At 30.8% G+C, this 25,889-nt stretch carries 25 protein-coding genes; all 25 read right to left on the bottom strand.

Translation table 11 applies throughout. The annotated features are described in order from the left end of the window. Nucleotides 1–38 precede the first annotated feature (38 nt). Nucleotides 39–1,091: a cell division protein FtsZ gene (gene ftsZ / locus GC105_RS05205; protein WP_152802438.1), complete on the bottom strand. Its 1,053-nt coding sequence runs from the start codon at nucleotides 1,089–1,091 to the stop codon at nucleotides 39–41. A 41-nt stretch (nucleotides 1,092–1,132) separates the two neighbouring features. Next, entirely contained in the window at nucleotides 1,133–1,483 is a 351-nt protein-coding gene (locus tag GC105_RS05200) for a small basic family protein (protein WP_152802436.1), read from the bottom strand. Nucleotides 1,484–1,500: 17 nt separating this feature from the next. Then, nucleotides 1,501–2,187 carry a DUF881 domain-containing protein gene (locus GC105_RS05195; RefSeq protein WP_152802434.1) on the bottom strand — a complete coding sequence of 229 codons (687 nt, stop codon included), beginning with the start codon at nucleotides 2,185–2,187 and terminating at the stop codon, nucleotides 1,501–1,503. A gap of 14 nt (nucleotides 2,188–2,201) precedes the next feature. After that, a complete protein-coding gene (locus tag GC105_RS05190; RefSeq protein ID WP_152802432.1) occupies nucleotides 2,202–2,900 on the bottom strand; it encodes a DUF881 domain-containing protein in 699 nt (232 codons plus the stop codon). A gap of 17 nt (nucleotides 2,901–2,917) precedes the next feature. Next, entirely contained in the window at nucleotides 2,918–3,679 is a 762-nt protein-coding gene (locus GC105_RS05185) for an FtsQ-type POTRA domain-containing protein (protein WP_152802430.1), read from the bottom strand. A gap of 6 nt (nucleotides 3,680–3,685) precedes the next feature. After that, on the bottom strand, nucleotides 3,686–4,945 hold the full coding sequence (gene murA, locus GC105_RS05180; protein WP_152802428.1) for a UDP-N-acetylglucosamine 1-carboxyvinyltransferase: 1,260 nt from the start codon (nucleotides 4,943–4,945) through the stop codon (nucleotides 3,686–3,688). A gap of 79 nt (nucleotides 4,946–5,024) precedes the next feature. Then, nucleotides 5,025–6,131: an undecaprenyldiphospho-muramoylpentapeptide beta-N-acetylglucosaminyltransferase gene (gene murG, locus GC105_RS05175; RefSeq protein ID WP_152802426.1), complete on the bottom strand. Its 1,107-nt coding sequence runs from the start codon at nucleotides 6,129–6,131 to the stop codon at nucleotides 5,025–5,027. A gap of 3 nt (nucleotides 6,132–6,134) precedes the next feature. Beyond that, entirely contained in the window at nucleotides 6,135–7,253 is a 1,119-nt protein-coding gene (gene ftsW / locus GC105_RS05170) for a putative lipid II flippase FtsW (protein WP_152802424.1), read from the bottom strand. Then, on the bottom strand, nucleotides 7,254–8,621 hold the full coding sequence (murD, locus tag GC105_RS05165) for a UDP-N-acetylmuramoyl-L-alanine--D-glutamate ligase (RefSeq protein ID WP_193708289.1): 1,368 nt from the start codon (nucleotides 8,619–8,621) through the stop codon (nucleotides 7,254–7,256). It abuts the gene before it with no gap. Between the two features lie 9 nt (nucleotides 8,622–8,630). Next, nucleotides 8,631–9,596: a phospho-N-acetylmuramoyl-pentapeptide-transferase gene (mraY, locus tag GC105_RS05160; RefSeq protein WP_152802422.1), complete on the bottom strand. Its 966-nt coding sequence runs from the start codon at nucleotides 9,594–9,596 to the stop codon at nucleotides 8,631–8,633. A gap of 4 nt (nucleotides 9,597–9,600) precedes the next feature. Further along, nucleotides 9,601–10,992, bottom strand: coding sequence for a UDP-N-acetylmuramoyl-tripeptide--D-alanyl-D-alanine ligase (locus tag GC105_RS05155; protein ID WP_152802421.1), 1,392 nt, complete (start codon nucleotides 10,990–10,992; stop codon nucleotides 9,601–9,603). Beyond that, on the bottom strand, nucleotides 10,989–12,446 hold the full coding sequence (locus GC105_RS05150) for a UDP-N-acetylmuramoyl-L-alanyl-D-glutamate--2,6-diaminopimelate ligase (RefSeq protein ID WP_152802420.1): 1,458 nt from the start codon (nucleotides 12,444–12,446) through the stop codon (nucleotides 10,989–10,991). The genes GC105_RS05155 and GC105_RS05150 overlap by 4 nt, the downstream gene beginning before the upstream one ends. A 143-nt stretch (nucleotides 12,447–12,589) precedes the next feature. Further along, nucleotides 12,590–14,752, bottom strand: coding sequence for a penicillin-binding transpeptidase domain-containing protein (locus GC105_RS05145; protein WP_193708288.1), 2,163 nt, complete (start codon nucleotides 14,750–14,752; stop codon nucleotides 12,590–12,592). A 14-nt stretch (nucleotides 14,753–14,766) separates the two neighbouring features. Further along, nucleotides 14,767–15,234, bottom strand: coding sequence for an FtsB family cell division protein (locus GC105_RS05140; RefSeq protein ID WP_152802418.1), 468 nt, complete (start codon nucleotides 15,232–15,234; stop codon nucleotides 14,767–14,769). Nucleotides 15,235–15,260: 26 nt separating this feature from the next. Then, the gene (gene rsmH, locus GC105_RS05135) at nucleotides 15,261–16,196 is read right to left on the bottom strand and encodes a 16S rRNA (cytosine(1402)-N(4))-methyltransferase RsmH (protein WP_152802417.1); all 936 of its coding nucleotides are present in this window, start codon (nucleotides 16,194–16,196) and stop codon (nucleotides 15,261–15,263) included. 34 nt (nucleotides 16,197–16,230) lie between these two features. Beyond that, complete coding sequence (gene mraZ, locus GC105_RS05130; protein ID WP_343029962.1) at nucleotides 16,231–16,662, bottom strand: division/cell wall cluster transcriptional repressor MraZ; 432 nt, start codon at nucleotides 16,660–16,662, stop codon at nucleotides 16,231–16,233. 160 nt (nucleotides 16,663–16,822) lie between these two features. After that, nucleotides 16,823–17,578, bottom strand: coding sequence for a prolipoprotein diacylglyceryl transferase (gene lgt / locus GC105_RS05125; protein WP_152802415.1), 756 nt, complete (start codon nucleotides 17,576–17,578; stop codon nucleotides 16,823–16,825). Between the two features lie 218 nt (nucleotides 17,579–17,796). After that, a complete protein-coding gene (gene pduL / locus GC105_RS05120; protein WP_152802412.1) occupies nucleotides 17,797–18,366 on the bottom strand; it encodes a phosphate propanoyltransferase in 570 nt (189 codons plus the stop codon). A 140-nt stretch (nucleotides 18,367–18,506) separates the two neighbouring features. Next, nucleotides 18,507–19,298: a sporulation transcription factor Spo0A gene (gene spo0A, locus GC105_RS05115; RefSeq protein WP_152802410.1), complete on the bottom strand. Its 792-nt coding sequence runs from the start codon at nucleotides 19,296–19,298 to the stop codon at nucleotides 18,507–18,509. Between the two features lie 130 nt (nucleotides 19,299–19,428). Continuing rightward, on the bottom strand, nucleotides 19,429–20,724 hold the full coding sequence (spoIVB, locus tag GC105_RS05110) for a SpoIVB peptidase (RefSeq protein WP_152802409.1): 1,296 nt from the start codon (nucleotides 20,722–20,724) through the stop codon (nucleotides 19,429–19,431). A gap of 106 nt (nucleotides 20,725–20,830) precedes the next feature. Continuing rightward, nucleotides 20,831–22,516, bottom strand: coding sequence for a DNA repair protein RecN (gene recN / locus GC105_RS05105; protein ID WP_343029957.1), 1,686 nt, complete (start codon nucleotides 22,514–22,516; stop codon nucleotides 20,831–20,833). Nucleotides 22,517–22,612: 96 nt separating this feature from the next. After that, nucleotides 22,613–23,062: an arginine repressor gene (locus GC105_RS05100; RefSeq protein ID WP_152802406.1), complete on the bottom strand. Its 450-nt coding sequence runs from the start codon at nucleotides 23,060–23,062 to the stop codon at nucleotides 22,613–22,615. Nucleotides 23,063–23,077: 15 nt separating this feature from the next. Further along, nucleotides 23,078–23,932 (bottom strand): NAD(+)/NADH kinase, encoded by an 855-nt coding sequence (locus tag GC105_RS05095; RefSeq protein WP_152802404.1) that lies wholly within the window; start codon nucleotides 23,930–23,932, stop codon nucleotides 23,078–23,080. Between the two features lie 44 nt (nucleotides 23,933–23,976). Further along, nucleotides 23,977–24,783 (bottom strand): TlyA family RNA methyltransferase, encoded by an 807-nt coding sequence (locus tag GC105_RS05090; RefSeq protein ID WP_152802402.1) that lies wholly within the window; start codon nucleotides 24,781–24,783, stop codon nucleotides 23,977–23,979. A gap of 162 nt (nucleotides 24,784–24,945) precedes the next feature. Next, complete coding sequence (locus GC105_RS05085) at nucleotides 24,946–25,839, bottom strand: polyprenyl synthetase family protein (RefSeq protein WP_152802400.1); 894 nt, start codon at nucleotides 25,837–25,839, stop codon at nucleotides 24,946–24,948. Nucleotides 25,840–25,889: the final 50 nt, after the last annotated feature.

Here is a 25,889-nt window from a genome sequence, read left to right as displayed (position 1 = left end):
TTAAAGTATCTTGCTATATATTAGTGAATTTCCTTTTTCTATCGTCGTCTCAAAAATGAAGGTATGTTAAATTGATCATCACTTGGAGCTTGTGGATTAACTTTTGTAGTTTTAGCCTCTTCTTTGTTTCTAACAATATTATTAGAAAAACCCGTGGCAATTACAGTTATCTTTATTTCATCTTCCATACTCTCATCAATTGCAGCCCCAAATATAACATTGGCATCTGGATCAGCGGCTTCTCTAGCAATTTCAGCAGCTTGATCAACTTCAAACAAGGTTAAGTTAGGTCCTCCAGTAATATTTAATAATATACCTGTTGCACCGTCAATTTGAGTTTCTAGTAAAGGGCTATGTATAGCTTGTTTTGCAGCTTCTGCTGCTTTATTCTCACCACTAGCAGTACCTACTCCCATATGAGCTAGACCAGTGTCTTTCATAATGGTTTTGACATCTGCAAAGTCAAGACTTACTAGTCCAGGTATTGCTATTAGATCAGAAATTCCTCTTACTCCTTGGAGCAGTACATTGTCTGCCATCTTGAATGCATCCCTCAAAGATGTGGTTTTATCTGCTAATTGTAGTAACCTATCATTTGGAATAGTTACAAGAGCATCAACATTCTGAGCTAATAATTCTGTTCCTAGCCTCGCATTGTTTGACCTAACCTTACCTTCAAAAGCAAAAGGTTTAGTTACTACTCCTACAGTCAATATCCCTAATTCTTTAGCAATTCTAGCAACAACTGGAGCTGCACCAGTACCTGTGCCTCCACCCATACCAGCAGTTACAAATATCAAGTCGCTTCCTTTAATAGATTCAGTTAACGCTTCTTCACTCTCTTCTGCCGACTTTTGACCAATTTCTGGATTTGCGCCAGCTCCTAAACCATGAGTAGCTTTCTCTCCAATTTGTATTCTTTCTTCCGCTAATGATAGAGTAAGTGCTTGATTGTCAGTATTTACTACAGCAAAACTAACACCTTTTAGACCAGATTCTATCATTCTATTGACAGCATTATTACCTCCACCACCAACTCCGATAACTTTTATGTTAGCAAAATGTTCTTCTTCTAAATCAAATTGTAGCAAAAATTTCTACCCCCTTATGTATGATTGTCTTTGTGATTATCTTAGTGCTTATATTTTTCTTGTAGTTTATTAAGCGCTATCCTTCTAATAATTGCAAAATTTTGAAACAGTCTAGTACCAAAAGTGAATATTGCAGCATAGTATAATGGAATCCCTAGACGATCTCCCAAGTAAGCTAAGAAAGCTGCGATAAGCGTATTTCCAAAAAATCCAGAAATAAAGATATGAGAATCAAATTTATGCTCTAAATCCGCTCTTACTCCACCAAAAACAGAATCAAGCGCTGCAAGTAATGCTACAGACATATACGATGTATATGAAGTAGGTAAATCTATAGGTAGTACAAACCCTAACATAACTCCAATAATTAATCCTAATAATGGTATAAGCATTTTTCACCTCTATAATATTAATTCTTATTAAGAATAATATTCTCTTTCTCTACTATACTAATATTTATTGTACGGAATTTTAACAATTCTACATAGCTTTCATCAGAATTTAATGTTGCTATTATTTTATCCCTATTTCCTATAGCTTCAATGATGAATGGTGCACCTGCTATAAAATCATCTATATATATAACAGGACCTGCACAATCTATATTAGAGTTCCAAGAGAGTTGATATCCATTAATAGCAATAACCTCAGCACCAGAGAATCTTAGTTCATTAATGATTTCTAAAATATCATTATTATGAATAATATAATCGCTTATATTATCGCCTGGTTGAAGGATTTCGTTGCTATCAGACATACTTATCTTAACACCTGGACCTTGTACATCTTTCTTCCCTGCTATTATATCATATCTTATTAATTCATTGTATAATTCATTTTCTAACGCTAGATAATCAATACCTTCCTCGTTTTTGTAGCTATCTAACTTGTTTTCTAAATCAGTTATGTTATCATTTAATTCTTTTTTCTTAATATCTAAGTTATCTAATTCATTCTTATAATCGTTTAAGACCTTAGGTGTAATAATACTGCTAGATTCATATTCTTTTGATGAATGTACAATAAGATATGATAGCAAAATACCTACGAGAATGAATATTGTAAACAGTATAATTTTTGTAGACTTTGTTCTCATATGAAACCTCACAATTATTTAATCGGCTTTGCGTATTTAAAATTAATAGTGCCATTGTATTTAAAAACAGTAATCTTTTCAGATTCCTCTACTTCAACATTAATATAATTTGATTCCATTATATCTAGAATTCCATCTCTCATATTTACAGCAGATTTCAGTGTGGATGTATTTCCTATTACATTAAAAGTATATGGATAAGAGTTCTTTTTACCATTAATGTTAATATGACTTCCTGCTAGTCTTATTTCTGAGCTATTAATTATTCTTTCTCCATTAATAGAAATTGCTTCAGCACCTGCGGCATTTAATTCATTTACTAGAAATAAAAGTAGTACTGAATTCGCTTGAAATGGATCGTAACCATCACTATCTTTGTAATCTAAAGTGATAATAATTCCAGGTCCTTCCAAATCTGTAAATCCCGCTTGATCTTTAGCTGCATCAACGTCTCTAAGCATCTTTTCAACTACTGCATTGTTAGATGATGCTTCATTTTCAAAAAAACTAATATCATTTTCTAGTGTAATAACATTGTTTTGTAATCTATCATTTTCTCTTTTCATTTGATTTAACTCTATAAGCATTTGATCAGCTCTTTGGGTAGTTACAAGACCACCTAAATTATTAATTGACTTTGTTTGCATAACAATCATAATACCTATAATGATGCAAATCATTGCTATCTCGACTCTTCCTTTTGACTTGTTCAACGTTAACCTCTCCTTAATTATCTAGGAATATATGTCGGATTCCCACTATGGGTTAAATCTATAATCATCCTTTCATCCTTTTCCATTAGATAAGTTCTAATAAAATCCAGTTTCTCAACAATTCGATCACTGGTTTTAACCTTTATTATACTACCACCTTTGGTATACATATGAAGCACATTATCCTTAGTAATATTTATTTCTGAAATGTACTTTAATATTTCCTCATCTTTAAAAAGTTTTAGGATGGTAAACAAATGTTTTTTAATCCATTCAGGTTGTAACTGCACCTGATTCCCCACTAAAACACTACCTATTGACTCAGATGATATAGTTATTATAGGTATGTTAGTTTCTCTAAGATCTTCAGCATATTCTAATATAATTTCTCCGTCATCTACATAAAGAAATTTACTCTCATAAAAAAAAGCACTAATAACTCTTCTTTCATTAATATATATTTTAATTTTGTTTGGAAACACTCTTACTAAACTGGCATTTTTTATGTATGGTATTTTCTCTATTGACTTTAATACTTGACCTTTATTAAAACGAAAAATGCTTTGTCCATCTTTTAAACCAGATTTAAGAAGAATTTCTTCTTTAGTAACAGTATCATTATCTAATATTTCAATAGTCTCAATGTTAAAAAAATCTGTAAATAATAGGAAATAAAATGTCATTACTGTTAATAATAACAATATTATTACAAGTGTAACATAATTTTTCCTATAATACCTTTGTTTTTTCTTGTTTTTTTCTCTTTTGAGTACACTCACCTATAATCAATCCTCTTGTCTTTTTATTATTGCACCTAAGTTTCTTAGATTTCCAGCAAAATTTTCATAACCTCGATCAATATGATGAATATGATTTACGATAGTATCACCTTGTGCTCTAAGTCCAGCTAATACCATTGCTGCCCCACCTCTTAAGTCAGTGGAATCAACCTCTGCGCCAAGTAAATTTTCAACTCCTTGAATTATAGCTATTCTACCCTCTATTTTAATTTTAGCACCCATTCTAATTAGCTCTGGGACATGTTTGTATCTGCTTTCAAAAATAGTTTCGTTTATAACGCTAGTTCCATTAGCTACAGTTAATAAAGACAATATTTGTGCTTGCATATCCGTTGGGAATCCTGGATATGGCTGAGTGATAAGAGATTCTATTGGTTGAATAATCTTAGATGATTTAACGAGTATTTCACCATTATCGTAATTCGTAATATTACAACCAGTTTCTGCTAATTTATAGCATACTGTTCTCATATCTTCCATCGGTATGTTTCTAAGTAAAATTTTCCCACCTGTAATACAGGAAGCAACTATGTACGTGCCTGCTACTATTCTATCAGATGTAACACGATATTTAACAGAATTTAATTTCCTAACTCCTTTAATGCTAACCATGCTTGTACCTGCACCCTTCACTTCTCCACCCATTGTATTAATAAAATTTTGTAAATCTATAATTTCGGGTTCTTTTGCAGCATTTCTAATTACAGTCTCTCCCTCAGCTAAGCTAGCAGCTAACATAATATTTTCTGTAGCACCAACGCTCGGAAAATCAAGGTTTATACTACTACCATACAGCTTTTCAGCTTTACAATGAATAAAGCCATGAGATTCTTCTATCACAGCTCCTAATTTTCTTAATCCTTTCAGATGTATATCGATAGGTCTAAGTCCTATATCACATCCACCAGGATAAGAGAATATAGTTTCTTTATGTTTAGATAATAGTGCCCCTAAGAGAATAATAGATGACCTCATTTCTCTTACTAGAGCTTCTGATACTTCGACAGAGTTAATATTACTTGAATCTACAATTAAGGTATTCCCTTCTTTTTTTACACAACATCCGATAGATTTTAATATTTTTATCATTATATCTACATCATGTATATCAGGAATATTCTCGATAACACTTTCACTTTGATTAAGCACTGTAGCAGCTAAGATAGGTAGGGCAGCATTCTTTGAACCTTGAACAATCACTTCACCATTTAATTTATTACCGCCTTTTACTATATACTTGCTCATTTAAAAAAACACCTCCAGAAATATAAGGGATAATCTACTTTATCATATTCCTAGAGAAGAAAAGATGTTACAAATACATTTATACCAAGTTCTTAATTTCATTGTATATAGTTTCGTCTCCATTTAAAATGCCAAGTTCAGAAGATATTCTTTCCATCAATATTAGTTTTTCTTTATCTCCAATTATTTCAGATATAGAGTCAATTAATGTAGATCCATTTAAATCTTTATTTAAAATGAGTATTCCACCTTTTTTATCTGTAATTACTTTTGCATTAAACTCTTGATGATTATCTGTAGCAAATGGAAAAGGGATTAGAATTGATGCACGACCTATAGCACAAATTTCTGATACAGTAACAGCTCCTGCTCTAGATATAATCAAATCACAGGCTTTAAGTAAATTCGGCATATCATATGAATAAGCAATTATTTGAGTATTTATATTATTGTGAGTAATTATACCTTGTTCTCTATACATTTTAATGATATCTTCGTATTGATTATTACCTGTAACATGTATAATATAAACATTTTTTTGATTATTGTATTTTTTCACAACTTCAACCATGCTTTTATTAATAGTTAGGGCACCTTGACTTCCACCTGTAGCAACAATTACAATGGCATCAAATGGTATATTAAGTTTTTCTCTTGCTCTTTTTCTATCATTATCTTTAAAATCATTCCTAATAGGATTTCCAGATACTATAACTTTCTTTTTATCTTTAAAAAAACTGATTGCCTCTGGAAAACTTACTGCTACTTTGTCTACAAATTTAGACAGTATCTTATTAGTAACTCCTGGAAATGCATTTTGTTCATGTATTAGTGTAGGTACTTTCTCTTGCCATGCAGCAAATAGTACAGGTCCACAGACATATCCGCCAGTCCCTATAACTATATCTGGTTTTAAATCTTTAATTATTTTTTTAGCATCACTTAATCCTAAAAACATCTGTTTTATAGTTTGTAAAGTATCGATACTTAGTCTTCTTTCAAATCCTTTTACTCTGATTAGTTTTATTTCGAAACCTTCCTTAGGTACTATATCTTTTTCTAAACCTTTATCAGTACCTACAAATATAATATTTGCATCAGGATGCTTACTTATTATATATTTGGCTATTGCAATACCTGGATAAATATGTCCTCCGGTGCCTCCTGCAGCAACTACTACTCTCATTGTCTACCTCCTATTAATGGGTGTACTCTTAGAAATATTCAGCAAAATCCCCATCCCTCCCATTAAAAATAATAGTGATGATCCTCCAGCACTAATAAATGGCAATGGAATTCCTGTTACTGGTATTATCTGAGTTACAACACATACATTTATTAACACTTGTAATCCTACCATTAAAACAACTCCAAATGACAGCAGTGAAGAAAAGGTATCAGGAGCATATAATGATATTCTTAATCCACGCCAAATTAAAAGTAGAAATAAAGCCAGAATCAGAAGAGTGCCGATTAACCCAAGTTCTTCACCTATATGAGCAAATATGAAGTCGTTTTGCGGTTCTGGTAAGTAAAACATCTTTTGTTTTCCATTTCCTAGTCCTTGGCCAAATATGCCTCCAGATCCTAATGCAAGTAAAGATTGTCTTGCTTGCCATCCGCTTCCCGTAATATTGGCACTAGGATCGAAAAAAGATTCTACTCTATCTTTTCTCCAACCAATAAATAACATAGCATAGAGAGCAGCTCCAACTAAACCACCACCAAGACCCATAATATATCCTAAGTTTCCTCCTGCAACAAATACCATACCAATTACAATTACAGCAATAATAAGCGCAGTACTCAAATTAGGTTGCTTGTATATTAATCCAGAAACTACACCAATTAAAATTAAATAGGGCAATAGCCCTTTTCTAAAAGATCGTACTTGATCTTTCATACTAGAAAGAGTAGCAGCACAGAAAATAACAACTCCATATTTAGCGATTTCAGAAGGTTGCAAGCTTAAACCTCCTAAAGAAAACCATCTACGTGCTCCATTTAATTCCTGTCCAACGAAGAGTACTGCAATTAATAGTAAAATAGATATAGCTAATATTATCTTGTGGTACCGGTGATAAATCTTATAATTTATTTTACTTACAACCATCATTACAATTAGACCTACACCTGCGAACAATAGTTGTTTTTTAAAAAGGAAATATTGATCACCATTATATTTAACAGCTGAAGTGTATATACTTGCACTAAACACCATTATTACACCTATACAGAGTAAACTAAGTATACAAAAAATCAATAGAAAATCACTTGGTACTTTTTTACTTTGATTTTCTTTACTCATTTATTTTCCTCCTAGATTACAGACTATTTCTTTAAACATATTACCTCTTTGTTCATAATTTTCAAACATACCCCAGCTTGCACAACCAGGCGATAGTAATATTGTATCTCCTGACTTAGCTACACTATAAGCTTGTAATACAGCTTCATAAAAGGTATTCTTTTTAACAACTTGATTAAAACCTTTCTTATAAGCACAGTCAATTATTTTATCTGCTGTACTACCTATAACTATTAGATATTTTACCTTTCCCTCAAAACTATCAACCCATTCATCAAATGAAACATTCTTATCGTAACCTCCAGCAATAAGTATAATAGGTTTTTCAATAGCTCTAATTGCAGTAGTACTAGCATCTGTATTAGTACCTTTAGAATCGTTAATAAATTTAATCCCATCTAATTCTCTAACATATTCTAATCTATGGATTACTCCACCAAAACTTAGAAGTGTATCTCTAATTACTTTAATTTCTATGCCACTAAAATAAGATAATGCTATCGCAACTAATACATTCTGAACATTGTGAATCCCTGGTATTTTTAATTCATCACTTTTACAAACAAAGTATTCATTACCATTATCAACTATTTTAATAATATTATCTTCATAGTATGCACCTTTTGATACTTTTTGTTTTAAACTAAAGTATATTTTACTGCAATTATACTGCATTGTAGCATTTAAAATACGTTGATCATCTTGATTTACAAGAAAAATATCCTCTTTACGTAAATTCTTTACTATTTTTAGTTTAGCATCGAAGTAGTTTTCTATTGTCTTATGCCTATCTAAATGATCTGGCGTAATATTTATAATTGTACCCATTTTAGGTTTAAAAGTATCAACGGTTTCTAATTGAAAACTACTAATTTCAAGTATGAAAATATCTTTTTTCGAGGCTTCTTCAACATGATTAATTATTGGTTCGCCAATATTTCCAACTACATATGTCTTTTTACCACTATTTTTAAATATTTCACCTACAAGTGTAGTAGTAGTACTCTTACCATTAGTACCAGTAATAGCAATAATAGGAGTTTCACTATAGGTATATGCTAATTCTACTTCACTTATAATTTTTATTTTTTTATCTCTTGCTTTAGATAAGATAGGTATGTCTAGTGGTACTCCTGGACTTAAAATTATTTCTTTGACTTGACTCAAAATACTTTCATCTGGTTGTTGTCCAAAAACTAATATAACATTTGGGTCTTCTTGTAAAACAGAAATTTCTGGATAAATATTAAAAATTACATCATAGTCCTTGCTATCTAAAAGAATCACCTTGTATCCTTTTTTTAACAAAAATCTAGCACTTCCAATTCCACTTCTCGCGCACCCAACAATTAAATAATACTCTCTCATTTTCATCACCTATATATTTATTATTAACGCTATATAACCTATAATTGCAAGTAAAAAAGCTATTAACCAAAAAACTCTCACAACTTTTTTTTCATGCCACCCCTTTAATTCATAATGGTGATGTATAGGCGTCATTCTAAAGATCCTTTTACCTTTTGAAATCTTAAAATAAGAGACTTGGATTATTACTGAAGCTGCCTCTACTAAAAATAAACCGCCAACAATGAAAAAAAACAATTCCATTCTAGTCAGTACTGCTAAGGAAATAAGTGCTCCGCCTAAAGCTAAAGACCCAGTATCACCCATAAACACTTTTGCAGGATAAATATTATACCTTAAAAATCCAAGACATGCTCCTACTAAGCTCCCTGCAAATAGCGCTAGCTCGTAATATCCATTATATAAACTAGCGATTACAAAAAAGACTGCTGAAAAAAAGCTTGCGCCTGACGCTAAACCATCTAGTCCATCTGTTAAATTTACTGCATTTACAAACCCTACTATGAAAATTATAGTAAATGGTATATATAAAAAATTCATATCCAATAACATATTAGTAAATGGAACAGCTAATACTGTCCCTATATTTTGATGATTTGCAGCATATACAGCTATAAAAATTGCTATAGCAAATTGTAAAAGTAATTTTTGATATGCTTTAAGCCCTAAGTTTCTTTTTAATATAATTTTGATAAAATCGTCGATAAATCCTATAATTCCAAATCCTATAGTAGCTATTAATGCAACAAATAACTCTGTTCGATTTGTTATAAATAATAAACTGGTGAGTATTATAGCAAAAAGTATCATTAACCCGCCCATAGTAGGAGTTCCAGATTTAACCATGTGACTTTGAGGCCCTTCTTCCCTAATGCTTTGGCCAAATTTAAGTCTTTGTAAAAACGGTATAAAATAAGGTCCAATGATAAATATAATTATAAAAGATATAAATGTTGATAATATAACTAATTTCATTAAATTAACTCCTCTCGAGTAAGTGCAGTATTTCTTCCATTGACATACCTCTTGAACCTTTTATTAATATTACGTCGTCAGCCTTTAATAGGCTTCTTAAATAATCTGCAGCCATTTTATTATTTTCAAAATGAGTAAGTACGGTAGATTCCATACCTTTGTTCTTCGCTCCACTTATATAATATTTGGCATATTGCCCAACAGATACTAGATAATCTATATCTTTTAAAGCTAAAAACTCTCCCACTTCAAGATGATATTTTACGGATTCTATGCCCATTTCCAGCATATCTCCTATAACTGCGATTGCTCTGCCGTCTTTAGATTTATAATCTGTTAATACATTAAGGGCAGCTTTCATAGAATCAGGATTAGCATTATAACTGTCGTTAATTACAGTATAATTATTAACTAATCTTATATCCATGCGATTATTACTGGGATTATAATTTTGAAGGCCATCTTGAATCTGCTTAAATGTCAATCCGTAGTACTTTCCTAAAAATATGGCAGTAATACAATTGTACACATTGTGAATACCTGGAAACTTAAAGCTAAAGTATTCACTATTTCCTTTATAATGTACTCTAAATTTTAAACCTTCTGTACCTGAATCTATATCTGTTGCATAAATATCCGATTCAGAGTTTTGAATTCCAAAATTTACTACCTTGAATTTTTCGTCGCTTATTGTGCTTAAGTATTCATCGTCCCCATTGACTAGAGCTATTTGATAATCTTTCAGAGTCTCTAGTATTTCACGTTTTGCTTTAAAAATATTTTCTTTAGTTCCAAGATGCTCCATATGGCTTACACCAACGTTAGTTATTATTGAAATATCTGGAACCGCCATATGAACTAATTTACTTATTTCTCCTTGATGATTCATGCCCATTTCAATAACTGCTATTTCTGTTTCCTTCTCTATTTGGAACATGGTCAATGGAACTCCAAGTTCATTGTTTTGATTGCCCTTTGTTCTATGAACATTAAACTTTTGTTGTAGTACAGAGTATATTATATCCTTAGTTGTAGTTTTTCCGCTACTACCTGTTAATGCTAAGATTGGTATATCTAACATACTTCTATAATACTTAGTTAATTCGTGAATCGCCTTAATATTATCTTTTACTTGAATAATAGTTCTATCGGTGTATATATTCACTTCTTTTTCTATTAAAATAGCTACTGCACCGCGTTTTATAGCATCCTCAATACAATCATGACCATCAATATTTTTTCCTTTTAGAGCTATAAAAAGGGAACCTTTTTTTGCTAATCTACTATCTATACAAACACTTGTTATCTTGTTATATTTATTTATATTAGCGTATTTACTGTTGAATAATTTACCTTTTGTAACTTCAACAACAATGTTTATTTCTATCGGTATCATTTTTCAAGGATCTCCTTCACGATAGTCTTTTCGTCAAATGGAATGGTCTTATCATGTAGCACTTGATACGTTTCATGACCCTTGCCTGCTAATAATACAACATCCTTTTCTTGTGCAATATTTAATGCATAGGCTATTGCTTTATATCTATCTACTATTGTAATATATTCACACTTTGTTGTATTTATCCCTATTACTATATCATCTATTATACATTGAGGATCTTCTGATCTTGGGTTATCAGTAGTTATAACACAAAACTCACTCAACTCACCAGCAATTTTACCCATAATTGATCTTTTACCTTTATCACGATCTCCGCCACATCCAAATACAGTTATTAGTCTACCTTTCACTTGATCTCTAATAGTCTTTAGGACATTTTCTAAACCGTCTGGAGTATGAGCAAAATCAATTATAACTTCATATGGAGCGTTAATATTGAGTCTCTCTATTCTACCTGATATAATTGGCATATTACTTAGGGAATCTTTTAAGTCTTCTATATCTATACCCTCTTCTAATGATATTGTAATAGCACTTAATATATTATACACTGAAAATTCTCCTGGAATTGGGCAGTAAATATTTTCTTCACACTTCGACGTTACTAATGTAAACTGTACTCCTACTATAGAATATAAAATATCTTTTGCATATACGTCCTTGTTACCATGTAAACCGTAAATTTTACATGGTTTACCGTCTTTATTAAGCTCCGAATACAATACTCTACCATATTCATCATCTGTATTAATTGCTCCTGTACCTTCATACATAAAAAAGAGTTTTTTCTTTTCATTAAAATAAGATTGCATATCTCCATGAAAATCTAGATGATCTTGAGTTAAATTTGTAAAAATAACATGTTCAAATCTTGTATTAGCCACTCTATCTAATTGCAAAGAATGTGAAGATACTTCCATGATTACATATTCAACACCATTTTCTAACATTTCATGTAGTATACCCTGTAACTCTAATGATTCTGGAGTTGTGTGATGTGCTTCTCTCTTCTCTTCTCCTATATAGACACCAATTGTTCCTATTACTCCAACTTTTTTACCCCAATGACTCAATATATTTTTCAAAATTAAACTAGTACTAGTTTTTCCATTTGTACCAGTAATTCCAATAACTTTTAATTTATGAGATGGGTTATCATAATAATTACTTGCGATTTTTGACAATGCTAGACGCGTATTATCTGTTTTTATATAAGTAATACCTTGAATCAATTTTATAGGTACTTCCTCGACAATTATAACCTTTGCACCATTAGAAATTGCAGTTGGTATAAATATGTGTCCATCTACCTTAAAACCTTTAATAGCAACAAAAATACTACTTGATTTAACAAACCTCGAATCATAACACACTGTATTAATCTTTTCATTAATATCTCCAAGTAATAATTCATAATCTAATCCCCTCAATAAATCCCTCAAAAACATCTGTTTCACCTCTTAATAATCAATTATCTTATATTATATCAAAAAATTCAATATGCAAACTTAAATTACCTATTTTGGAGGAATTATAAGGTAAATAGAGTATTTAACACATATTAGCCTTGACTCTTGTCAAGGCTAATATGTTATTCTATAGGTTTAAATTCAACTATTACTTTTGTACCCTTTTTCACTAATTCTCCAGCTAAAGGTGATTGCTTAGTTGATACTCCACCTGCACCTGTTACTGTAAGCTCTAAACCTAGTCTTCTAAGTACTTCATTAGCTTGCTGAACAGTCATATCCATAATATTTGGTACACTAACCAGTTCTGTACTAGTGTCAATAGCTTCTTTATCTAAAGTAAGTTTTATAACAGTATCTTTATCTATAAGTTGCCCAGGCATAGGATCTTGATTAACTATATATCCTTCCTTTATATCACTAGTAACTTCATATTTAAGATTCAAATAACCCAAAACTTCTTGTGCGAGTGTCATATCTTGGCTTCTAAGATCTGGGACAATACTACTGTCTCCAAAATTTTCTTTATCATTATTTGGTACATCTAAATAGTCAAGAGTACTGTTTATAAATTCTAATGCAGCAGGTGCAGCAGTATTACTACCTGTCACATTATATCCTTTAGGTTCATCAATTATAAATAAAACTGCAACTTTGGGATCTTCAACAGGTGCAAATCCGAAAAAAGAAGTTATGTAAATACCTTGGGCATACTTACCATCTATTACCTTTTGTGCAGTTCCTGTTTTGCCGCCAACTCTATATTTTTCCGCAATTTTACTTAATACATCTGATTCGCTTATTACTTTTTCCATAGTATCTTGCAAAATACTTGCCGTATCTTCCGAAATCACTTGACGTATCTGATGTGGTTTGTATTCTTGTATGATTTCATTACTATCGCTTGATAATATATACTTTACTATATTAGGTTGCATATATTTGCCATCATTCACCACTGCAGACAAAGCAGTAATTAGTTGTATTGGAGTTACTGAAATTCCTTGACCAAATGATTTAGTAACATAATTAATCAAATTTTGCTCAACATTAGCAGGCACTATTCCAGACTGCTCACCATCTAATTGTATACCTGTCTTATCACCAAACCCAAAGTTATATATATACTTATAAAACTCATCCGGATCAAGTCGCTGGATAGCTTCAACCATTACAGGATTACATGAGTGTTGAACACCTTCTACAAAGGTTTGAGCACCATGACTTCTCGGATAAAGATGACACTTAATCTGTGCTCCAGCAATATTAATGTATCCTTTATCAAAAAATGGTGTTTCAGGCGTTACTACTCCCTCTTCGAGTACAGCAGATGCAGTAACTACTTTAAATGTTGATCCTGGTTCATAATTTAGAGTAACTGCCGGATTTCTCCACATAGCTAATTGCTTTTCACCAAGATTTTTATCTTTTAATTCATCAGATAACTTGGTTTCAAAAATTTCAGAAATAGTCCTAGGATCATTCAAATTATAATCTGGTTTACTACTCATTCCCAAGATGTCACCAGTTTTAGGATCCATAGCGATGGCAATAACTCGCTTTGCATCTAAATCATTAACAGTCTTTTCAACTTGTGATTCTAAAAAATGCTGTATTACGCTATCTGTTGTAAGTGCTAGATTATCACCATCTTCAGGTTCAATTCTTACTTGATAACCTGAAGGTACTTTTTGACTTTTACCATCTTTTTCATAAACTAGAACACCATCTTCTCCACTCAACACATTATTAAAAACACTTTCTATTCCGTATAAACCTTGATGATCTGTACCTGTAAAACCTAAAATATACGAAGCAAAGTTACCATTTGTATAATAACGTTTTTTATCCTCAGATATTTCAACACCCTTAAAATTTTGATCCCTTATTTCAAATGCTATATCATTATCTACCTTGCGTTCAACTAGTGCTATCCACTGTGAAGTATCAGAAATTTTTTCGTATAATATATCTCTATCTAGATCTAATATTTTACTTAAATAGTCAGCAACTTCTTCAGCATTTTCAAGATCTCTAGGTCTAACATATATCCTGCTAGCAGAAGCATCTTTCGCCAATATATTCATATTCCTGTCGTATATGTCGCCTCTCGTGGCCGTTATAGGGATTTCACCCATTAATTGATCTATCTGTTCATCGGTAAGTTTTATTGAATCAAAAGCTTGGATATATGTAAGTCGAATAGCCATGACAATAAAAAATATAAAAAAAACAAAAAAGGCAAAAACCAGCCTTTTTTTTCTTCTTAAATGATATATTGACAAATCATCCCCTCCTATTAATCGATCAGTCGTGTAAACCATGAACCCGTGGCTTTATCTTCATTTGCTGTATGTATATCAGTATTAGTATTAGCTCGCAAATTCGAGTCTGAAATTGCTAAATAAGAGTATTGATCTATCGTAGGTTCTACCATGCCCAATTTTTCTTTTGCTACTTTTTCTATTGAATCTAAATCTAAAGTAGATAGAAGCATTCCTTCTTTACTATCGTTAATCATTTGAATTTCCTTTAACTGTTTTTCCACTTCTACAATTTCAGAGTTAATCGTAGTTATTCTAGAGTGTTGAATTAACAACATAATACCAAGAAAAAAAGCAAACAATACAATTAATACACATCCACATTTAGAAAGTGATTTGAACTTTTTTGTGTTAGTTTTTTTATATTTATCTCTAATTCTTGTGATTGCAATATCATCATCTTCTAAATAATAATTATAACGTCTTTTTTCTGTTATTACCATTAATATTCACTCCTATACAAATTATACTATATTTTTTGAGCAACTCGTAATTTTGCACTTCTCGATCTAGGGTTATTATCTAATTCCACTTGTGATGGATATATCGGTTTTCTTGTAACTACCTCAATAGATGGTACTTTCCCACACGCACACTCTGGAAAATCAGGAGGGCATTTACATGGATTTGCTAAGGCTTTGTAAGTTTGCTTTATGATACGGTCTTCTAACGAGTGAAAACTTATCATGCAAATTCTCCCACCTATAGCAAGTCTGAAAATAGAATCTTTAATTGCATCTTCTAATATACTAAGTTCGCTATTAACTTCTATTCTAATGGCTTGAAAGGTTCTTTTTGCTGGATGTGGTCCCTCTCTTCTAAATTTTGCTGGAATTGATCTTTTAATAATTTCTACTAAATCTTCCGTAGTTTCTATAGGATTATCAACTCTTGCTTTAACAATTGTTTTAGCAATTCTAGAAGCAAATTTTTCTTCTCCATATTGTCTTATAACTCTAAAGATTTCACGTTCACTATATTCATTTACTAAATTGTAGGCAGAAAATTCACTTCGCTTATCCATACGCATGTCTAATTTAGCTTGATTATTATACGAGAACCCTCTATCAGCATCATCTAATTGGAAAGAAGAAACTCCTAAGTCCATTAATATTCCATCCACTTCATTTATATCTAAATTAGAAATGATATCTTTTATATTTCTAAAGTTATCTCTCACAAGAATTTTCTTACATTCAAATACATCTAAGTTCTTAGTAGCTCTTTCTAGTGCATAATCATCTTGATCAATACCGATTAAAGTCCCATTTTTGCTCAGCAATTTACAGATTTCTCTACTATGGCCTGCTCCACCTAATGTAGCGTCTACATAGATTCCATTTTCTTTTATATTTAATCCGGACAAACATTCATCTAGTAGTACCGAAGTATGCATTAATTCCATATTACACCTCAAATGTAGTGTGTGTTACTCTACCTTATATTCCTAGCATAGTCATTTTTTCTGCAATAGAATCATAACTCAAATCATCATCATCATTATAATCTTCCCAATTTTCTTTATTCCATATCTCTAATCTACTAGAAACACCTATGACAAATGTTTCCTTTGTGATTTGAGCGTAATTTCGTAAATTAGCAGGCAACATTATTCTGCCTTGTTTATCGAGTTCACATTCAGTCGCACCTGCAAAGAAAAATCTAGAAAAAGCTCTAGCGTCTTTGCTAGATATAGGTAAAGTTTTTAGTTTTTCTTCAAATTTACTCCATTCTTCTGTAGGAAAAATAAACAGACATTTATCAAGACCTTTAGTTACAACAAACTTTAAGCCTAACTCATCTCTAAATTTTGAAGGCATAGTAAGCCTTCCTTTTTCGTCAATATTATGCTGATACTCTCCAATAAACACAGCACACACCTCTATCTTCCCCACAACTAACCACATTATACCACTCACGCCCACTTTGTACAAGCATATAGGTATAATTACACAAAAAAAAAGACATTTATTATTGTCTTCTTTTAATATTATTGATAAATTATTATTATCTCACTTTTATTATTTAATTTTACAATTCAACAGCTTTTTTTCTAAGTTTTACAAGTATAACTGAGCCAATCACCACAAAAACTATACTAATTAATTGCGCTGTTCTAAATCCCATAAAATAAAGGCTATCTGTTCTTAAACCCTCAATAAAAAATCTTCCTACTGAGTAAAATATAGCATATATACATATAAGTTCACCTTCTGCTTTCTTAAACCTTTTTTCATAGAATAATATAAAACCAAACAATAAGGTATTCCATATACTTTCATATAAAAAAGTAGGGTGTACTTGTATAGACCCTTTTACTGGATCCATTACTGTAATTGCCCACGGTAATGTTGTTTCCCCACCATAAGCTTCTTGATTAAAATAATTGCCCCATCTTCCTATTGCTTGTCCCAACGGAAAGCATGGTGCAAATATATCTAGTATTTTTAAAAAATCTAGTTTTTTAACTTTGCAAGTAATATATCCTCCTAAGATAGCAGCTATTAAACCCCCATGAATAGCTAGACCACCTTCCCAAATGGCTATGATCTCATTAGGATGATTTGTATAATAACCTAAGTTAAAGATGACGTAATACAACCTTGCTCCTATAATAGCACATGGTATTCCAACAATTAAAACATCTAGCAAATCATCTGCTATTACGTTCTTTTTAGCACCTCTTCTAAGTGCTATGAGAACCCCTAACAGGATTCCTAATGAAATTAAAACACCATACCATCTCAATTTAAACCCAAATATTTCTAAAGCTATTGGATTTGGCATAATACCACCTCTTCTTTCTAATAACATTTTACTATTATATTATTTAAACAATTCAAATTCAAGGGTATTAAATAAATGCGATGGGAGAATTTTTCCCCTATAACCCTTTCTATTTTAATTGAATAGAGAAGTAGCGCTCCTATTAAAAAACAAAGCTCAATGCTTTGCTTTCTAATTTTATAATATATTTTGTGCATAAATAACAATATTATGATGCATTAAACTATCTTTACTAACTGTCCATTTTTAAGCCCTGCTGCATTACCTTCTTCTATATCCACATGCAATTCTAGTCTATAGTCTTTGTTAACACGAACTAATACATTATTAAATATTAATCCTCTTTTACCTTCAATTTGTACATTAACTATATCTTTATCTTTAAGATTAAACTTTTCACCTTCTTCAACACTCATATGAATATGCCTTGAAGCAATTATAGCGCCTTTGTTAAGTTCAACTTCACCCTTAGGTCCAACTATTTTTAATCCAGGCGAGTCATTTAAATCTCCAGAATCTCTAATTGGTGCTTTTACACCTAAAACAAATCCATCTGCAACAGAAATTTCTATTTGCGTATCTTTTCTTACAGGTCCTAAAATTCTAACTCCCTTTAAAGTTCCTTTGACTCCCACAACATCAATTTTTTCTTCGCATGCATACTGTCCAGGTTGAGACAAGTCTTTCATATGTGTCAATGTATAGCCTAAACCAAATAATATCTCAAGATCTTTTTGAGATAAATGAACATGTCTGTTAGAGATACCTACTGGTACAAATCTTTCCATATTTATTCCTCCATTATTCCAATTTTCACTTATATTTTAGCATATTGACTTTTTTTTTACAAACTTTATACATCAAAAAAGCAGGATACCCTGCTTTTTATTCATGTAAACGACATCATTACTTTTTAAGCAAAATTTATTTATGCATAAGTATATCTCTCTAATCTAAGCTTATCAGCTACCATTGCAACAAATTCTGAGTTGGTAGGTTTGCCTTTATGATTATCTATAGTATATCCAAAAATATTATCAATAGTTTCCACTCGCCCTCTAGACCAAGCTACTTCAATTGCATGACGAATAGCTCTTTCCACTCTACTAGCAGTGGTATTGTGTTTTTCAGCAATGTTTGGATACAATTCTTTAGTTACAGCACCTAATAATTCTATATTATCTATTACCATTTGTATTGCTTCTCTTAGATATATATAACCTTTAATATGTGCAGGAACTCCAACTTCGTGTAAGATTGTTGTAATTTCATACATATAATCTTTTATGTCAGTCGTTTCTTTTATGAACTCTCTTCTTACCTCATTTTCAGAGAATTCAAAAGTATTCTCTACTAGTTGTTTCATTCTACTTACTAATGAATCTAATTCAAAAGGTTTAACGATATAATAATCAGCACCCAAAGCCATCGCTCTTTTTGTTATTTTATCTTGCCCTACAGCTGACAACATAATTATTTTAGGCTGACATTTACCATTAACACAATTCAACCGTTCTAATACACCTAATCCGTCTAATTCAGGCATAATAACATCTAAAACAATTATATCAGGTTCTTCTGTTTTAACGAGTTCTAATAATTCATTGCCATTAAAAGCTCTACCTACTATTTTAAATTCTTTTTGTTTATTTATATATTCTGCTACTAACTCGTTAAAATCTTTGTTGTCATCAGCAATTACAACTTTGTGTAATTTCATTATGATATCCCCCTTTTAGATAATATACAATATAATTTTCTGTATAACCCTATTATATAATATAATTCTATTATTTTTACTATATTCCTTCTATAATTATCAATTTTTACATTTTTTATGTTTTTTTCACTTATTCGACAAAAGCTATTCCAGCTTCTTCTAACATCCATTCAATAAACACTCCATAGCCCTTTGTAGGATCATTTACAAATACATGTGTAACTGCACCCACTATTTTCCCATTTTGAATAATAGGGCTACCACTCATTCCTTGGATTATCCCTCCTGTTTGATTTAGAAGTTTTTCATCGGTTACTCTAATTACTAAGCCTTTACCACTTTTCTTTAACTGCATATTCACTTTTTCTATATAAATGTCAAACATTTCAACTGTGTCATCTTCTAAAGTAGTCAATATTTTTGCTTCACCTACTTCAATATCACTTTGAAGTCCTATATCTAAAGGGGCATCATATAATTTATTATCTAATCTTTCAGTCAACCTTCCAAATACTCCATTTTCTGTATTTTTGTTCAATTGCCCTAGCACTTCTTTTTCATTGTAGAACACACCTCTTATTTCACCAGGTGTACCTGATTTACCTGGTAGAATTGACAGTACTTTTGAAGATACAATAGAACCATCTTTTACAGGAACCGTAATATTTGTTGTAATATCAGTAATTGGATGACCAAGAGCTCCAAATTTATTACTTTGATCTTCATAAAAAGTCATTGTACCAATTCCTGCTGTATTATCTCTTACCCACAAACCTAATCTATACGTATTATCTGATTTGCATTTTACAGGTTCTATCTTTACAACTTCATTTTTACTATTTCTATGAATATGAAGTTTAACTGATTCACCTGTTAATTCATTGATCATAGCTGTTACTTCTTCTGCAGTATTTACTTCTACATTATTAACCTTATAAATGATATCTCCCAACATTAATTGAGAGTCTTTTCCCGGATTGTATAGTTTTTCATCAACTGCCTCTAACTCTTGCAACCCTACTATAATAACACCTTCTGTTTCTAATTTTACACCCACAAGTTGACCTCCAGGATATAATTTAATATCTGGAAGAATCTTCACCTGGACACTAGCTGGTAATATTCCAAATATCTTTAATTTTAAATCTACGATTCCTGACTCTTCACTTTTTACTGTCAATGGTTCTCTCAAGCTTATATCGTAGTTTGATGATATATTTCCATTTACTTGTAGAATTTCATTATTTTCACTTGATATGTTCACTCTAACTGGCAAGTCATATTTAAGAATACTATTTTTCCCACTAAGTAAGTACAATTCATTTGGTACAAGCATGTAACTCAATGCTATATATACTGTAAAAACTATTAAAATGCAAAAAATAAAAAATAGACTTATTTTCCTTTGGTTTAGTTTCTCTCTCATAGAAAGAATCTCACCTCCTTTATTGGATATAAGTCTATTTTCTCCTGCCTTAATTGTTATATTCTATTTTTGTAAAGCAATCATATAGGTAAGTTTATCAATGGTATCATGGAGATATTTTACCATTGAGTATTAACATCTCTCGTGCATGGTCTATACTCTTTTCAGTTAATTCATGTCCACTAGTCATTTTTGCTAATTCTATACACCGTTCATTTATATTTAATTTTTTAAATATTGTAAATGTCTCATTTTCAGTGCTTTCTTTTATGACATTATAATGAATATCTGCCATTGAAGCAATTTGTGGTAAATGAGATATACATACTACTTGAGTATTAATCGATATATTATTTATTTTTTTCGCTACTGTTTGTGCACTCCGCCCACTTATTCCCGTATCAACTTCATCAAAGATTAAAGTATCTATATTATCCGAAAGATTAATAATATTCTTAATTGATAAAATAATCCTAGATAATTCTCCACCAGAAGCTGTTTTAACTAATGGCTTAAAATCCTCTCCTGCATTAGTTTTAATAAAGAACTCTATATTATCAATTCCCATAGTTGAAAACCTTGATTCATCGATATTTTGTTCAACTTTAAAAACAGCTTTTTCCATAGCTAAATCTTTTAATTCCTTAGTAATTTTTTTTTCAAAAATTTGTGCATTTTTTTTTCTAATATTAGAAATAGTATTTGCAATTTTTAAGTAATTATCTTTTTGTATATCAATTTTTTTGTCTAGTTCACTAAGCACTTCATTCTTATTTACGATTATTTCTAATCTTTGTTCCACGTATTCTTTATAGTCTAAAATGTCTTTAATTTCGGGACCATACTTTTTTTTCAAGTTGTCAATTTTCACAATTTTTCTATTTAAATCTTCTAGTTCATCTTGATTATAATTAATCTCATCTTTATAATCTCTTATAGAATGAGCACCGTCTTCTATTAAAAGAAGTGCCTCATTTAGTATGTTAAGATAATCAGTGACCTTTTCATCAATCTTCTTTATCTTCTCTATATAATCTATTGATTTTGATAATTCATTATAGACAGACTTTTCATTTAGGTATAATAGCTCGTATGCTATATTACTATTAGTAAATATCATCTCCGAATTATTTAAAATTTTATATTGACTTTCTAATTCTTCATCTTCCCCTTGGACCAATGTAATTTCAGATAATTCTTTTGATTGAAACTGCAACAAATCTTTTTCTCTTTCCATTTGCATTTCTTCTTTAATTATTTTATCTCTACGATTTATAAGTTCTCTATATTTAGCTAGTATTAACTTTAACTCTTCTAATGGCTTTTCTAACGATACACCAATATAATTATCTATTATTGAAATATGTTTACTTCTATCTAAAAGGGATTGATGCTCTCTTTGACTATGTATATCAACTAACAAGGTACCTAGTTGCCTTAGATCGTTTACATTTACTACAATTCCGTTTATTCTTGCAATACTCTTACCACTGCTAGTAACTTCCCTAGTAAGTATTATATTATTAACATCATCTATTCCTAATCTATCAAAAAAAACTTTAACTTCTTTACTAGGATTTTCTATGAAAAAAAGAGCTTGTGCAATCATCTTCTCTTTGTCTTTTCTGACAATGTCTTTGCTAGCTCTATTACCTAAACACATTGTAAGGGCATCTATTATTATAGATTTTCCAACACCAGTTTCACCAGTTATCACATTAAATCCTTTTGCAAATTGGATATTTAAATTTTCTATAAGAGCATAATTTTTCACATTAAGTTCAAGTAACACAAATAATCCTCCTTTACATTCCTACACTAGGTATTGCAGTTTATAATGTGTATTATAGATATTGATATTAACTTGAAGGCACTCTTACTCTATAAATCATCTCATTAATTTTTTGTATTTATTTACAATTGATTCAATATTCTCCATGTCTCTAACTAATACAAATATTGTATCATCTCCCGATACACAACCCATAACATCAGGCCATTCCATAGAATCTATAGCAGCAGATGCTGCCATTGCAGTGCCAGCAAGTGTTTTTATAATAATTATATTTCCGCTATAATCTACATTGACAACTGACTCTCTAAACACATTTACAATTCTCTCATTAGTAGTATCATTCTTATCTCTAAAAGGAGCATACTGATATTTGCCATTCGAATTTAATACTTTTATTAATCTTAATTCTTTAATATCACGAGATATTGTAGCTTGTGTTACAGTGAAGTTACTTTCCTTTAATTTAATACCTAATTCCTCTTGATTCTCAATAGAATATCTGTCGATAATTTCAAGAACTTTTGATTGCCTCTTACTTTTCAATCACGTTCCTCCCTTCTATTTCTGGTGTGAAAGTTTGTGTCTTAAAATATCAAAGAATTCATTCTTCTTGAATTTAATAAGATGTGCCTTTATAGGTGATTTTTTAATGGTTAATTTTTTATTTATTTCAATATTTATAAATATTTGTCCATCTACTGATGCTACACTAGTCTCGTCTCCTTTCCCTACTACTATAACTTCTACTTGGTTTGATCCATTAATAATAATACTTCTATTGTTATGTAACGAATGTGGGCAAATAGGCGTTAAGACTATGACATTATTATCTGGCTCAACAATAGGTCCACCAGCGGCTAGAGAGTATGCTGTAGAGCCAGTTGGTGTCGATAAAATTAAGCCATCAGCTCTGTATTCTTCAATTAGTTGTCCATTTACGTAAGTATCCATAGTTATAATTCTTGAATCAGGACCTCTACTAACCACAATATCATTTAATGCTAGATAATTAACATCACTACTTTCATCTAATTTAAGTTCTAACATCATTCTTTTTTCTAAAGTAAAGTCATTACATAATAACCGCTCCAATGTTGAGTCAATATCCTTCTCTTCTACCTCAGTTAAGAAACCAATTTTTCCGAAATTAATTCCTATTACTGGAATCTGATGGTATGAACATTTTCTAACAGCAGTTAGTATGGTGCCATCTCCTCCTAAAACTATGATACAGTCACACTTTTCGAAAAGATACTGATCATCTACTCTAACTTTTTCATTTTTTAGTTTTGCATTAATTTCTTCGGTAGTAAATGTGTTCACATCAATATCAAATAATTTATCTATTATGTAATTCCCATATGAATAACTATTTTCTTTCATAGTATTTAAAAAAATACCAATATTTTTCATACATATTACACACCTTTCTAACTTAGGCAGTTTCAATTTCAACTTTATAATTCATTATGAGAATCATAAACTACATCTTCAATCATTTTTGTAAGTTTCTCTTTATCTAAATCACTTTGACTCTCTTTTCTTATATGACAAATATACTCTATATTCCCTTTAGTTCCTTTTACTGGTGAATAATCTAGACCTAATACTATAAAGCCCTTTTCTTGTATTGAGTCTATAGTATCTATTATTACTTTTTTGTGTACAGCTTTATCTCTTATAATACCGTTCTTCCCAACATATTCTCTTCCAGCTTCAAATTGTGGCTTAATTAAAATAATTCCTTCTCCCTTTTCTTTCAAAAAGACTTTCAAATTATCTAATAATTTAGTTATAGATATAAAAGAAACATCCATAGTTGCTCTATCAACACATTCTCCTATTTCTTCGAAGCTCATATACCTAAAATTCTTTCTCTCCATAGATATAACACGGCTATCTTTACGCAATCCATAATCTAACTGGCCATAACCTACGTCAATAGCATATACTTTTTTAGCACCTTTTTGTAACATACAATCAGTAAATCCACCTGTTGACGCGCCTATATCCATGGCAACCATGTCTTCTATTTGAAAATCAAAAACTTCTAAAGCTTTTTCTAATTTTAGTCCTCCACGGCTAACATAATTAATGTCTTTTTCTTTGATCTCAACTTTATTAATTTCTTTTATCTTTTCACCGGGTTTATCTCTTCTAACTCCATTGATAGTTACATTACCAGCCATTATATTCGTTTTAGCTTTCTCTCTGCTCTCAAAATATCCCTGTTCAAATAAGAAAACATCTAATCTTTCGTTCATTTAACACCCCTGCATATCAACATAACTGATCATAGCTCTTAATCTTTTTTCTTAATCTTTTTTCTTAGTCTATTTTCTTAGTCTATTTTCTTAGTCTATCATTCTTAATTCTGACGAGTAAGGACTTACAACTTTTTGATATTTAAATATATTTATTAAATATCAATAGTCTCTTCCGCATATAAATTTTGTCAATTCAATTATATTAGAATTTTTTATATTGCACTCACTTAAATGATTTAAGGCTTCTTTCATCAAACTAGATACAATGGATTTACTTTTTTGTATTCCATAAATATCTACGTAAGTTTTCTTGTTATTTTTCTCATCGCTGTGCAAATTCTTTCCAATCTTTTTTTGATCTCCAACTACATCCAATATATCATCTACAATTTGAAATGCGAGTCCTATTTTTTGGCTATAGTCCACTAACTCTTTTATTACTTTATCTGAAACGCCCTGTACAATAGCACCTGATAAAACACTAGCTTTGATTAACTGTCCTGTCTTAAAATTATTAATAAAATCTAATTTTTCTATATTTTCACTATCTTCTACATTTAAGATGTCAGCAACTTGTCCAGTAATCATACCTGCTGCACCAGATGCGGTAGTAATTTCTTGTATAGCTTTTAAGTAATATTTTTGATTATCACCTGATAAATTTACACTATGATTTATCATTATTTCAAAACCGTAGTTAAGCAGAGCATCTCCAGCTAATATAGCAATATCTTCTCCAAAAACCTTGTGGTTTGTTAGTTTTCCACGTCTAAAATCATCGTTATCCATAGCAGGTAAATCATCGTGTATTAAAGAATAAGTATGAATCATTTCTATACCACATGCAAGAGGAATACTATTTTCCATACTTTGTCCAAAAGTATTTGAAATTTCTAGCAATAATATGGGTCTAAGTCTTTTTCCTCCTGCAAAGAGGCTGTACTCCATAGCTTCTTTTAATTTATTAGGAATATTTTCATTTAGTTCATCCATGTAACTGTGCAAATAGTTATTTACACAACTAATATTGTATTTTAAAAATTCTTCTATCATGTAAAGCTTTGCTCCATTTCTTTATCTTAATCACAACTTCAGATATATTA

Source organism: Alkalibaculum sporogenes (assembly GCF_009362815.1).
Lineage (GTDB): Bacteria > Bacillota > Clostridia > Eubacteriales > Alkalibacteraceae > Alkalibaculum_A > Alkalibaculum_A sporogenes.
Note: the sequence above shows the minus strand (reverse complement) of the source record. Positions and strands in the feature narration are given on the sequence as shown.

Coding starts and splice junctions, on each gene's coding strand:
- GC105_RS05195 (WP_152802434.1), bottom strand. CDS start 2,187: ATGAGAACAAAGTCTACAAAAATTATACTGTTTACAATATTCATTCTC.
- pduL (WP_152802412.1), bottom strand. CDS start 18,366: ATGGAAAGATTTGTACCAGTAGGTATCTCTAACAGACATGTTCATTTA.
- murD (WP_193708289.1), bottom strand. CDS start 8,621: ATGAGAGAGTATTATTTAATTGTTGGGTGCGCGAGAAGTGGAATTGGA.
- GC105_RS05150 (WP_152802420.1), bottom strand. CDS start 12,446: ATGTTTTTGAGGGATTTATTGAGGGGATTAGATTATGAATTATTACTT.
- GC105_RS05085 (WP_152802400.1), bottom strand. CDS start 25,839: ATGATAGAAGAATTTTTAAAATACAATATTAGTTGTGTAAATAACTAT.
- spo0A (WP_152802410.1), bottom strand. CDS start 19,298: ATGAAATTACACAAAGTTGTAATTGCTGATGACAACAAAGATTTTAAC.
- GC105_RS05200 (WP_152802436.1), bottom strand. CDS start 1,483: ATGCTTATACCATTATTAGGATTAATTATTGGAGTTATGTTAGGGTTT.
- GC105_RS05090 (WP_152802402.1), bottom strand. CDS start 24,783: ATGAACGAAAGATTAGATGTTTTCTTATTTGAACAGGGATATTTTGAG.
- GC105_RS05095 (WP_152802404.1), bottom strand. CDS start 23,932: ATGAAAAATATTGGTATTTTTTTAAATACTATGAAAGAAAATAGTTAT.
- murG (WP_152802426.1), bottom strand. CDS start 6,131: ATGAGAGTAGTAGTTGCTGCAGGAGGCACCGGAGGACATATTTATCCA.
- lgt (WP_152802415.1), bottom strand. CDS start 17,578: ATGCCAAATCCAATAGCTTTAGAAATATTTGGGTTTAAATTGAGATGG.
- ftsW (WP_152802424.1), bottom strand. CDS start 7,253: ATGAGTAAAGAAAATCAAAGTAAAAAAGTACCAAGTGATTTTCTATTG.
- rsmH (WP_152802417.1), bottom strand. CDS start 16,196: ATGGAATTAATGCATACTTCGGTACTACTAGATGAATGTTTGTCCGGA.
- GC105_RS05155 (WP_152802421.1), bottom strand. CDS start 10,992: ATGATACCGATAGAAATAAACATTGTTGTTGAAGTTACAAAAGGTAAA.
- GC105_RS05140 (WP_152802418.1), bottom strand. CDS start 15,234: ATGGTAATAACAGAAAAAAGACGTTATAATTATTATTTAGAAGATGAT.
- spoIVB (WP_152802409.1), bottom strand. CDS start 20,724: ATGAGAGAGAAACTAAACCAAAGGAAAATAAGTCTATTTTTTATTTTT.
- murA (WP_152802428.1), bottom strand. CDS start 4,945: ATGAGCAAGTATATAGTAAAAGGCGGTAATAAATTAAATGGTGAAGTG.
- mraY (WP_152802422.1), bottom strand. CDS start 9,596: ATGAAATTAGTTATATTATCAACATTTATATCTTTTATAATTATATTT.